Below are 10,507 nucleotides of genomic sequence, written 5' to 3'. Positions count from 1 at the left end.
GTTCAATATCCATCCCGACACGGGCTACAAATGGCTTGCACGATGGCAAGCGGATCAGAATGTCGACGACCGCTCGCGCCGACCGCATGCGAGCCCGGGACAGACCGATTGCGAGCTTGAGGCACGTATTCTCGCGGTACGCGATGCCCATCCGGCATGGGGAGCTCGCAAGATAGCTCACTGCCTGGAGCGCAATGGCTTGCGTTCGCCAGCAGTCTCAACAGTTCATCAGATCTTGCGTCGGTCTGGCCGCATCAAGCCTCCGATCGGCGGCCCGACGGCAAGCCAGCGTTTCGAGATGCCGGCCCCCAATCTGTTGTGGCAGATGGACTTCAAAGGCTGGGTTCGGCTCGGCAATGATACCCAGTGCCATCCTCTGACGGTGGTGGATGACCACTCCCGCTATGATCTGTGCCTGCAGGCCTGTGCCGATCAACGCACAGATACCGTGCGCAGCCGCTTGGAGAAGACCTTTCGCCACTACGGGCTCCCGGAGGCTTTCTTCGTCGACAATGGTTCGCCCTGGGGTGATCCTTCCGGCGAGCGATGGACACGGTTCTCGGTGTGGCTGCTCAAGCTTGGCGTCGCCGTCATCCACAGCCGCCCATATCACCCGCAAAGCCGCGGCAAGAATGAACGATTCCACCGCACCCTCGCGGCTGAGGTGTTCGCACTGCGACAGTTCCGCGATCTCGCAGAGACGCAGCGTGCCTTCGACGCCTGGCGGGAAGTCTACAACTTCGAACGGCCACACGAGGCGCTCGGACAACAGGTCCCGGCCAGTCGATATCGGCCCAGCCAGCGACCAATGCCCGATCGATTGCCACAGGTCGAATACGACAGCCATGAGATCGTGCGCCGCGTCTCCACGACCAAAGCCTATGTCAGCTTCAAGGGACGTCTTTGGAAAGTGCCACAGGCCTTCCGTGGCGAGCGCCTCGCCATCCGCCCCTCGGCAAACGATGCGCAATACGGGATCTTCTTTGCCGCCCACCAAGTCGCTATCATCGACTTGGCGAGCGGAGAATGTGTCGGCTATGTCCCCGAACACCCGTCGGTCATGTCCCCGGGCTGAACATCAAGCCGGACGATGACAGCTTTGAGGCGGCCCGACGTTAGCCGACAAAAAGCCCCGGAGATATCTCTCCGGGGCTTTCGTCGTTTCGCCACTTGCAGCGATGCAGCTAAGTCCTCGTCCGCATCCGCATCATGAATGTGTCGAAGCTGAGCTCGGCCACCTGCATCCAGGCCAGCGACTCGCTGCGAAACGCGGTGAGGCTCGCATACATCTTGCCGAAATGCCGATTGCTCTTGGCGAGATCGGTATAGATCTCGTTGGCCGCGCCATAACAGCCTTCGAGCACTTCCTGTGGGAACGGTTTGAGGATGGCGCCGGCGACCAGCAGCCGCTTCAAGGCCGGCGGGTTGACGGCATCGTACTTGCCCGTCACCCAGGTGAAGGCGTCGCGCGAAGCGCTCTCGACCGCGGCCTGGTAGTGCTTCGGCAACGCGTTCCACTTCTCCAGGTTCATGACGTTGTGGCCTTGCCCGGTGCCTTCCCACCAGCCGGGATAGTAATAGTACTTTGCGACCTTCACGAAGCCGAGCTTCTCGTCATCATAGGGACCGACCCATTCGGCCGCATCGATCGTGCCCTTCTCCAGTGCGGGATAGATGTCGCCGCCCGCGATCTGCTGTGGCACGCCGCCGACCTTCGCGATGATCGTGCCGGCGAAGCCGCCGACGCGGAATTTCAGCCCTTGCAGATCGGCCATCGACTTGATCTCCTTCCGGAACCAGCCGCCCATCTGCGCGCCCGTGGAGCCGGTGGGCACGCCGATCGCGTTGTGCTCCTTGAGGAGATCATTGAGGAGATCCTGTCCGCCACCCCATTGCAGCCAGGAGATGTGCTGGCGCGTGTTGAGACCGAACGGCAGTGCCGTGCCGAAGGTGAAGGCGGGATTCTTGCCCCAATAGTAGTACAGCGCGGTATTGCCGATCTCGACGGTGCCGTTCGAGACCGCATCGAGCACCTGCAGGCCAGGGACGATCTCGCCCGCGGCGAACGGCTGAATCTGGAAGCGGTTGTCGGTGATCTCGGCGACCCGCTTGCAGAAATACTCGCAACCGCCATACAGCGTGTCGAGAGATTTCGGCCAGCTTGCAGCGAGCCGCCACTTCACTTCGGGCATCGATTGTGCGACGGCCGGCGCAGCAACAGCAGTTGCGGCCAGGCCCAGTCCGCCTGCCGTCAGGAATTTACGACGTTCCATGCGTTTCCCTCCTGTGATGTCGAGTCCTCGACGAGGGATTGCGGTCTTGACGCCGCTTTGGTCTTCGCCGGTGGCCGACGTTTCTTGTCGTCCGAAATTCAGTGCTCCCGGATCGTGGTCAGGATGACCAAAGGGGAACTGCAAATCAAGCGCACTCTTGTTGTGTGGCCGACGAAGCCGATCAATGCTGCGCTGCGAATGCGGCTTCCATGACCTTGCGTGTCTTCACCGTTTCGTTGCCCGGGTCGAATTCGACATCGCTCCAGCGCACCACCGCGCCATGGGCGATGTCATGCTTCAGCTTCACGCGATGTGCGAGCCCGATCGGCAACGCGCCCGTCTTGAGGGTCGCGGCTGCCGGTAACAGCTTGCCCCATACCGTGTAGCCGCCTTCGCCATCGAGCATCTCCCCAGCGCGCAAGTTACGTTTTGCAACCGCCGCGACGTCGCCGCGGAAGCCGTGAGGTTGCCCGGTCGGCTCGCCCCGCAGCGCGGCCGACAGCACCGAGACATTCAGCTCGAGCCCGATCAGATGATACGGCTTGTACATGGCGGCGAAACGTCCGCTGGCGTCGGTCTTCAAGCCATATTGCCGGAAGCAATCGGCGGCGTAGTCGTTCGGCGCCTCCAGTACGACATAGACGCCCCAGCGCAGATCGCGAAACACCGGCCGGCCGTCGCGCTCGAGCGAGGAGACGACCTCGACGACGCCGGACCGCTCCAGCACGCCGCCGCGCGAGCGTGGCCGCATGATGTGCGGCAGGTCGTCGACGCCGCAGGGCGGAAACAGCAGGCCGTCCGCGGGCACGTCGAGGCTGCAGGCATTGGCGATCGCGGCCATCTCGATCGCCGATTTGGTCCCATCGAGGAAGGAGTTGAACATCTGCGGGTTCATGCCGGCCGACTGCGCCTCGCCCGCGGTCAGGCCGTAATGCTGCCAGACGCCATCGGGCGTCACGTCGTGGTAGGCCGGCAGGTACTTCGTCCCCTTGCCGGCGGCGACGACGCGGAAGCCGGTGGCGCGGGCCCAGTCGACCATCTCCGCCGTCAGCGCCGGCTGGTCACCATAGGCGAGCGAATAGACGACGCCCGCCTTGCGCGCTTCCTCGGCGAGCAGGGGGCCAGCCAGCACGTCGGCCTCGACATTCACCATCACGATATGCTTGCCCGCCGCGATCGCGGCGCGCGCATGCTTGATGCCGACGGCGGGATTGCCGGTCGCCTCCACCACCACATCCATCGCGCCGCCGGCGATCGCGCGAGCGCCGTCATCGGTGAAGACGGTCGCGGCGATCCGCTCCGCGTCCCAGCCGACGGTGCGGCAGGCCTCGCGCGCGCGATCGCAGTCGATGTCGACGATGATGGGCACCTCCAATCCCGGCGTGTGCGGCACCTGCGCCAGAAACATCGAGCCGAATTTGCCGGCGCCGATCAGCGCGACACGGACGGGCTTGCCGGCGGATGCGCGGGCCTGGAGGAGGCGGAAGAGGTTCATGTTGTCATCCGATGAGTCTCGTGTCCCGGACGCGGTGCAGCGGTTCTTCAGCGCTGCTCCGCAGAGCCGGGACCCAGTGCGAGGGAATTCGGCGCGGCGTGGGGCCCGGCTCTGCAGCGGATCGTCGAAGAGATGCTGCGCTGCGTCCGGGGCACGAGAGCATTCTACTCCGCCGCCTGCCTCGGCGCACGAGCAAGCCGCAGCAGCGCATCATCATCCACCGTCTTGATCGGTGTGAAATCGCGATGCGCGATGTAGTCCGGTCGTGTGGGAGTGCGGATGTAGTTCGAGACCGCGTTCAGTGTCAGGTACACGATCTTGCGCGGGTAGGGCGTGATGTTGCCGCTGGAGCCATGCACGAGATTGCCGTGGAACATCAGCATGCCGCCTGGTTTGCCGGTGGGCGCCACGATGCCGCCCTGCTTGACGAGGCGCGTCACCGTGTCCTCGTCCAGCGTCCACAGCGGATAGGAGGTGGTGGCGAGGTCATGAGAGGCTTCGAGATCGCCGGCATTCTGGCTGCGCGGCACCAGCATCAGGGGGCCGTTGATGGGCATCACCTCGTCGAGGAAGATCGCGATGTTCATCGCACGCGGCTCAGGCATGCCGTCGTCGCGCTTCCAGGTGCCGTAATCCTGGTGCCATTGCCAGACGTCGCCGGTGAAGGCCGATTTCGCATTGATCTTGAACTGGTGCATGTAAACGGGTTCACCGAACACCTGCTCGACCGGCTCGATCATGCGCGGATGCGCACCGAGAATTCCGAACGCCTCGTTGTAGAGATGCGCGGCAAAGGCCGTGCGCGGCGCGCCGCTCTTCTCGCGCCAGACTTCGGGCCGGTTCGTGTCATAGATGCCGACCGCCTCGCGCGCGAGCAGGTCGACCTCCTCCTGGCTGAACAGCTCGGGCAGGAACAGCCAGCCCTCGCGGTGGAAGAACTCCAATTGCGCCTCGGAAAGTTTCATGGGTCGTCCTCCTTGGTTTTTGTTGTTTGTCTTCTCTGTCGTCATGGCCGGCTTGACCCGGCCATCCACGTCTTTGCTCCACCTTCGGAAGAACGTGGATGCCCGGGACAAGCCCGGGCATGACGGCGTGCGTGTAAATCGCTACGCCGCCGCCGCGTCCGTCGCCCTCAATCTCTCCTCGGTCATCCGCCCCGCCGTCTGCGCATGCGCCAGCGCGGCGCGTTCAGCCGCCTTCGCATCGCCGCGCAGAATATGTTCGGCGATATCGGCGTGCTCGGCCCAGGCGCTGTCGCGATAGTCGAGCTCCGACAGCACTGTCGCCATCGAGCGACGCATATGCGGCCATTGCGGCGCGATGGTCTCCTCGATCACGGGATTGCCGGCGAGCTGGTAGATCGCGCGGTGAAAGTCGACATCGAGCACGATGAGCTCGGCGAGCGACGTGTTGCGATCGATGCGACGTCCGGCGGCGAACGCCGCCTCCAGTCGCGCGCGTCCCGCCGCATCGCTCGCTGCGCGCGCGGCGGCGAGCCTCGCCGCCAGCGCATCGATGGCGCCGCGCACCTCGTAGAGCTGGCGGATGCGCGCGGGGTCGAGCTGGGTGACTTCGAAACCGCGCCGGCCGCTCTCGGCGACGAGGCCCTGCCGGTGCAACAGATGCAGCGCATGTGACACCGGCTGACGCGAGACGCCGAGCTTGTCGGCAAGCTCGTTTTGCCGGATGCGCTGGCCGGGCCGCAGCGTGCGGTCGGAGATCGCCTCCAGGATCCGCGCATAGACCTGGTCGATCAGGTTCGGGAGCGGGTCGAGAGGGATCACGCCGGCAGCTCCAAGATGGAATACGGAATTCCGTATTCGACGGTACTGCAGGAGAGGAGAGGCGTCAATGCAGCCCGGAGGCCTCGCTCCGGCGGCTTTGGAGGGGCCAGCTAAGTCATTGATATCACTATGCCCGTCTACTGTGCATGGGGTTGTTTTCGTCAAAATGGGCCCACCATCGCAACGCCAAAGCTTTGCAGCGCGTCCGGGACATGAGCTACTCCTTCTTCCCCTGCTCGATCAGCATTCGGCTCATCAAATAAAGCCGCGGCACGATCGAGTTGGTGTCGATGAACTCGTCGCGGGCGTGATAGCCGAAGCCGGCAAGGCCAAAGCTCTCGACCACGACCGCCTTGCCGTTGCGGTTGGCGTAGCCGGCGTCGGTGGCGCCGCCGGTCATCTCGGCTATATCGAGCTTGCGGTCGATCTCGGCATAGATCGCCTGCCCCATCTCGGCCAGCGCACGGCCGCGCTGACTGGCGACGAAGGGCGGGCGGCCCGCCACGATCTTCACAGTTGTTTCAGTGTCGGGCACGAGCCGGTTCTTGATCTTCTCGTCGAGCGCCGCCTGGAGCCTGGCGATGCCGTCGGGAATGGTGAGGCGGATGTCGGCGCCGGCCTCGGCATCTTCCGGAATCTGATTGCGCACCGTGCCGGCCTTCGCCGTCGTCCAGTTGAGCTGGGTGCCCGGGATCGACTTGGCGACGTCCTGCGTCTGCAGCAGCTGATGCGAGAGCTCGATCAGCGCGTTGCGGCCGCGATCGGGTGCCGCGCCGGCATGCGCCGCACGGCCCCTCACCTTCATGATGCCGGTCGCAGTGCCGCTGGCGCCCAGCAGCAGCGAATCGTTCTTCGCGGGCGGCGAGGCCGCCGTCGGCTCGCAGGAGAGCACGACGTCGTGCTGGTCGGCGAGCTCCGCGATGATCTCGCCCGACCCGATCGATCCGACTTCCTCGTCCGGGTTGAACGCCACGGTGAGCGTGGCGTAGTCAGTCCAGCCGGCCTCCTTGAGGATCTTGAGCGCGTGCAGCACGACGGCGATGCCGCCCTTGTCGTCGGCGATGCCGGGGCCGTAGATGCGGTTGCCGTCGACACGATACGGCTCGCTTGCGAGGATGCCGCGCTGATAGACGGTGTCCATATGCGCGATCAGCATCAGTTTTCGCGAGCCCGAACCCTTGAACGTCGCCACCACCATGTCGGCGCCGGCACCCGCCGTGGTTTTGCGCCGTTCGGTGGTGGCGCCGAGTGCCTTCAGGCGTCCTTCGGTGAAGTCGGCCATCTTCTTCAGCCCCTCGACGTCGCTGCTGCCGCTCTCGATCATCACCATGTCGCGCAACGTCTCGATCAGCGGCGCCTTCTCCTGCTCGGCGGCGGCCTTGATCTTCTCGTCGGCGGCCGCAAGGGTGGTCGTGCTGCTCATGGCGAGGCCGAGCAGTGGCAAAGCGAGCAGGGTAACGCGGCGGAAGGTCATCGAGGTCTCCTTTACTCGGCGAGAAACTTGTCCACTACCTCGCCGAACTCCAGCGGCGCCTGCTCGAACATCCAGTGGCCGGCATTCGCAATCACCGCCGTCTCGGCGCCCGCGATATGCGCGGCCAGCACGCGCCAGATCACCGAAAGGCTGCCGGCGGTGGCGCCGCCGCCGATCAGCAGTGTCGGTGTCCTGATGGCCTGCGCATCGCTGAGCGTGTAGGGTCGGCGCTGCTCGTTGATCTGACCGATGAAGGTCAGCGCGTTGTCGCGCAATTGCTGCTTGGCCGCGGCAGGCACTCGCCGCCAGGAGCCGTTACCTTCGATGCCTTCGTAGAAATTCCGCAGCGCGCCCTCGATGTCGCTGGTGCGGATCATCTCGACCGAGCGCGCCGTGCGCGCCGCCAGCGGCGGGTACGCGGGCGTGCCTTCCGGCACAGGCAGGGATGCGTCGAGATCGCCGCCGGGCTCGGCCAGTACCAGCTTGCGCAACAGATCGGGCCGGGCCTGCGCCACGCGAAAGGCGATATGTCCGCCGCGCGAATGTCCCATCAGGTCGACGGGGGCGGGCCTCACCTGCTCGATGAAGGCGATCACGTCGGCAACGTGCTGTGCCATCGTGTAGTCGTCGCCGACGGCATCCCAATGCTCGGGAAAGAAATGCCGCAGGCTGGCCGAGATCACCCGATGTGCTTGCGATAGTGGACCGAGCACAGAGTACCAGGTGCGGAAATCCCCGAGCGTGCCATGCACGCAGACCAGCGGTGGACCGCCTCCCACTTCGAGATAGGCCATGTCGTAACCGTTGACGCGAAAGCTCTGCATGATCAGCTCGCCAGAAAATCCAGTACCACTTCGGAATATTTCTGCGGCGCCTGCTCGAACATCGGATGCGTCGCGTTCGGAATGATCGCCGTCTTGGAGTAGGGCACATGCGCGGCCAGCGCATGCAGCACCTTCGGCAGCAGGCCCTTGGTCCGCGCGCCCAGGATGAACAGCGTCGGCATCTTGATGGACTGCGCATCCGTCTTCGAGAACGGCGGGCGGTTGTCGCGGACCTGGCCGATCAGCGTCATGGCGTTGTCGCGCAGGTTCTGCTTCACCATCGCGGGCAATCGCGGCCAGGTGCCGGCGCCTTCCAGCGTGTCGACGAAGACCGCAAGGCCTCCGTCGACATCGCCGGCCGCGATCTTCTCGGCGGAAGCCGTGAAGCGCGCCAGCAGCGGCGAGGGGCCGCCGACGTAATCCGGATCGAGGCTGGCATCGAGCTCGCCGCCAGGCTCGGCCAGGATCAGCCGGCGGAGCAGCTCGGGCCGACGCTGCGCCACGCGGAAGCAGATATGCCCGCCGCGCGAATGGCCCATCAGATCGACCGGCCCGAGATCGAGCTTGTCGATGAAGGCGATGACGTCGTCGACATGCTGGGCGATCGAATAGGTGTCACCAACGCCGTCCCAGCGCTCGGGGAAGAAATGCCGCAGGCTGACAGCAATCACCCGATGTTGCTGCGTCAGCGGCCCAAGCACGCAGCCCCAGACGCGAAAATCATTGAGCGAGCCGTGAACGCAGACCAGCGGCGGCCTGCCTCTGTCTTCGCCCACGTCGAGATAGGGCATGTCGTAACCGTTGACGTGGAGGCTCTGCATTCCGGGGCTCGCGAAGTCGATTGGAACTCCTGTGCAAGATTCCCGGAAACCGGGTGGATCGCAACTATTTCCAAGCCTAGATTTGGCACGAGATGAAAGTGGGGGGCCTGCAACGGAAGCAAGCCAGGAACCTAGTCATGACCGACCAGCATTTTGCCCTGTTCGACACCCGGATCGGCCTGTGCGCCGTCGCCTGGGGTCCGCGCGGCATCAACGGCACACAATTGCCGATGGGCGGCGAGCAAAAGATCCGGACCCGCATCCATCAGCGCCAAGCTGATGCCAGCGAGGCCGAGCCGCCCTGGGAGGTCCAGCAGGCGATCGACCGCATGACCAAACTGCTCGCCGGCGAGCCGGATGATCTCACCGACATCCCGCTCGACCTCGACGGTGTTCCCGAATTCAACCGCGGCGTATATGACATCGCCCGCACCGTCCCGCCGGGCAAGACCATCACCTATGGCGACATCGCCAAGCAGCTCGGCGGCGTCCAGCTGTCGCGCGACGTGGGCCAGGCGCTCGGTCGCAACCCCTGCCCGATCGTGGTGCCCTGCCATCGCGTGCTCGCCGCCGGCAACAAGCCCGGCGGCTTCTCGGCCAATGGCGGCGTGGTCACGAAGCTGAAGATGCTCGAGATCGAAGGCGCGCTGGTGAACCACACGCCGAGCTTGTTCGATTGATCTCCGCTTCACCCTCCCCTCCAGGGTAGGGCTATCGCATATGGGCGAGGGCGGAGAGAAGGAAGTCATTATTCCATCTGGCTTGGAGCATTTTGTGGCTGATGCGGGCAGGACCGGGCGTTGCCTGCAGGGTATTGATGGCCAGCTTGCGGATGAGGGCGAGATTTTCGGCGGCGTGATCCTTGCGGCTGCGGCAGGCATCCTCGTCGAACAGGACGTCGAGGACCCAGTGCAGGTTGTTCTCGATGCTCCAGTGGGCACGCACGACCTCGAGCAGCTTTTTGGCCGACAGCAAGCGCGAGGCGAGGAAGTATCGGACCGTGTGTTTGACAGCCTTGCCAGAGTTGGCGCGCCAACTGTCGATGCGACCGACTGCGGCGATAGCGGGGAAGTCGTATTGTTTCGCCAACTGAGGAGCCGGCGCGACGATGGCCTGTCGGTGTTCGACGCGGCCGTGGGCGGTGGCTCTTCGTTGACTCGCTCGCGCGGGCTTTCGGACTGTGTCGACCAGCGTCTTGGCGGCCTTGAAGAGCCGGCCACGGTTGCTCTTGATGGCCAACACGTAGTGCCCCTTCCGGTCGCGGATGGCCTGCGCGGTGTCAGGCCGGCAATGCAAGGCATCGGCGGTGACAAGAGCCCCGTCCAGATCGAGCAGGGCGAGGACTTCGAGAGCCCCGGCAACCTCGTTGCGGTTGGGAGCCTTTCTCTGGGCCAGCGCCATGCGAGTGCCTGCGGCCCAGACATTGACCATATGCAGCGGCGTGGCCTGCCGGCCCCGCGTGTAGGCCCCGCGCAGCGCCTTGCCGTCGATGCTGACCACCCCCTTGATGCCGAAGCTCTTGCTGAATTTGCGCAAAACCGCTTCCAGCCCCTTCGGATCCAGCGCACGGAAGACGTTGCTGAACGTATCGTGGCTCGGAATGCCGTGCCTGAGCTCCAGGAAGCGCCGCAACAGCTCCTCGCGGCCTTGGCCAAAGAACTCGAACTCGGTGCAGGTCTTGGCGCCAGCCAGCGTCGCCGCCAAGGCGATGACGAGGATCTCCACAAGATCATGTCGGGTGTTGCTGGCGCGCGGGTCCTTGAGCGATCGAAACAGGCGCTTGAGCTTGCGCATTCAGGTCTCCCTCTGGAATCGAGAGACACCCAAAGAATCCAG

At 64.6% G+C, this 10,507-nt stretch carries 9 protein-coding genes and 1 pseudogene (1 of these 10 running past the window's edge); 2 read left to right on the top strand and 8 right to left on the bottom strand.

The features are described 5' to 3' along the window. Positions 1 to 1,075, top strand: a pseudogene (locus tag P6U28_RS28615) (IS481 family transposase) (it extends 94 nt beyond the left edge of the window). A gap of 109 nt (positions 1,076 to 1,184) precedes the next feature. On the opposite strand, the gene P6U28_RS28610 reads toward P6U28_RS28615, so the two are convergent. The 7 genes from P6U28_RS28610 to P6U28_RS28580 all read right to left on the bottom strand — a co-directional run bounded on the left by P6U28_RS28610 (position 1,185) and on the right by P6U28_RS28580 (position 8,671). Then, positions 1,185 to 2,273, bottom strand: a complete 1,089-nt coding sequence (locus P6U28_RS28610) for a TRAP transporter substrate-binding protein (protein ID WP_122400806.1) — start codon at positions 2,271 to 2,273, stop codon at positions 1,185 to 1,187. Between the two features lie 181 nt (positions 2,274 to 2,454). Further along, positions 2,455 to 3,768: an NAD(P)H-dependent oxidoreductase gene (locus P6U28_RS28605; protein ID WP_129146410.1), complete on the bottom strand. Its 1,314-nt coding sequence runs from the start codon at positions 3,766 to 3,768 to the stop codon at positions 2,455 to 2,457. 164 nt (positions 3,769 to 3,932) lie between these two features. Continuing rightward, positions 3,933 to 4,733 (bottom strand): phytanoyl-CoA dioxygenase family protein, encoded by an 801-nt coding sequence (locus tag P6U28_RS28600; protein WP_122400808.1) that lies wholly within the window; start codon positions 4,731 to 4,733, stop codon positions 3,933 to 3,935. A gap of 141 nt (positions 4,734 to 4,874) precedes the next feature. Continuing rightward, positions 4,875 to 5,552, bottom strand: a complete 678-nt coding sequence (locus P6U28_RS28595) for a GntR family transcriptional regulator (protein ID WP_122400809.1) — start codon at positions 5,550 to 5,552, stop codon at positions 4,875 to 4,877. Between the two features lie 217 nt (positions 5,553 to 5,769). Next, positions 5,770 to 7,026 carry a M20/M25/M40 family metallo-hydrolase gene (locus P6U28_RS28590; RefSeq protein WP_122400810.1) on the bottom strand — a complete coding sequence of 419 codons (1,257 nt, stop codon included), beginning with the start codon at positions 7,024 to 7,026 and terminating at the stop codon, positions 5,770 to 5,772. Positions 7,027 to 7,037: 11 nt separating this feature from the next. Beyond that, on the bottom strand, positions 7,038 to 7,850 hold the full coding sequence (locus P6U28_RS28585; protein WP_122400811.1) for an alpha/beta fold hydrolase: 813 nt from the start codon (positions 7,848 to 7,850) through the stop codon (positions 7,038 to 7,040). A 2-nt stretch (positions 7,851 to 7,852) separates the two neighbouring features. Next, a complete protein-coding gene (locus P6U28_RS28580; protein ID WP_122400812.1) occupies positions 7,853 to 8,671 on the bottom strand; it encodes an alpha/beta fold hydrolase in 819 nt (272 codons plus the stop codon). Between the two features lie 137 nt (positions 8,672 to 8,808). On the opposite strand from P6U28_RS28580, the gene P6U28_RS28575 reads away from it, so the two are divergent. Continuing rightward, a complete protein-coding gene (locus P6U28_RS28575) occupies positions 8,809 to 9,351 on the top strand; it encodes a methylated-DNA--[protein]-cysteine S-methyltransferase (RefSeq protein ID WP_122400813.1) in 543 nt (180 codons plus the stop codon). 31 nt (positions 9,352 to 9,382) lie between these two features. On the opposite strand, the gene P6U28_RS28570 is transcribed toward P6U28_RS28575, so the two are convergent. Next, the gene (locus tag P6U28_RS28570; protein WP_407120299.1) at positions 9,383 to 10,465 is read right to left on the bottom strand and encodes an ISAs1 family transposase; all 1,083 of its coding nucleotides are present in this window, start codon (positions 10,463 to 10,465) and stop codon (positions 9,383 to 9,385) included. Positions 10,466 to 10,507: the final 42 nt, after the last annotated feature.

It is taken from the genome of Bradyrhizobium sp. STM 3561 (assembly GCF_045571455.1).
Classification (GTDB): domain Bacteria; phylum Pseudomonadota; class Alphaproteobacteria; order Rhizobiales; family Xanthobacteraceae; genus Bradyrhizobium; species Bradyrhizobium vignae.
Note: the sequence above shows the minus strand (reverse complement) of the source record. Positions and strands in the feature narration are given on the sequence as shown.

Excerpts from the sequence above, each read along its gene's own strand:
- P6U28_RS28580 (WP_122400812.1), bottom strand. The coding sequence starts at position 8,671 with ATGCAGAGCCTCCACGTCAACGGTTACGACATGCCCTATCTCGACGTG.
- P6U28_RS28585 (WP_122400811.1), bottom strand. The coding sequence starts at position 7,850 with ATGCAGAGCTTTCGCGTCAACGGTTACGACATGGCCTATCTCGAAGTG.
- P6U28_RS28590 (WP_122400810.1), bottom strand. The coding sequence starts at position 7,026 with ATGACCTTCCGCCGCGTTACCCTGCTCGCTTTGCCACTGCTCGGCCTC.
- P6U28_RS28570 (WP_407120299.1), bottom strand. The coding sequence starts at position 10,465 with ATGCGCAAGCTCAAGCGCCTGTTTCGATCGCTCAAGGACCCGCGCGCC.
- P6U28_RS28600 (WP_122400808.1), bottom strand. The coding sequence starts at position 4,733 with ATGAAACTTTCCGAGGCGCAATTGGAGTTCTTCCACCGCGAGGGCTGG.
- P6U28_RS28575 (WP_122400813.1), top strand. The coding sequence starts at position 8,809 with ATGACCGACCAGCATTTTGCCCTGTTCGACACCCGGATCGGCCTGTGC.
- P6U28_RS28605 (WP_129146410.1), bottom strand. The coding sequence starts at position 3,768 with ATGAACCTCTTCCGCCTCCTCCAGGCCCGCGCATCCGCCGGCAAGCCC.
- P6U28_RS28610 (WP_122400806.1), bottom strand. The coding sequence starts at position 2,273 with ATGGAACGTCGTAAATTCCTGACGGCAGGCGGACTGGGCCTGGCCGCA.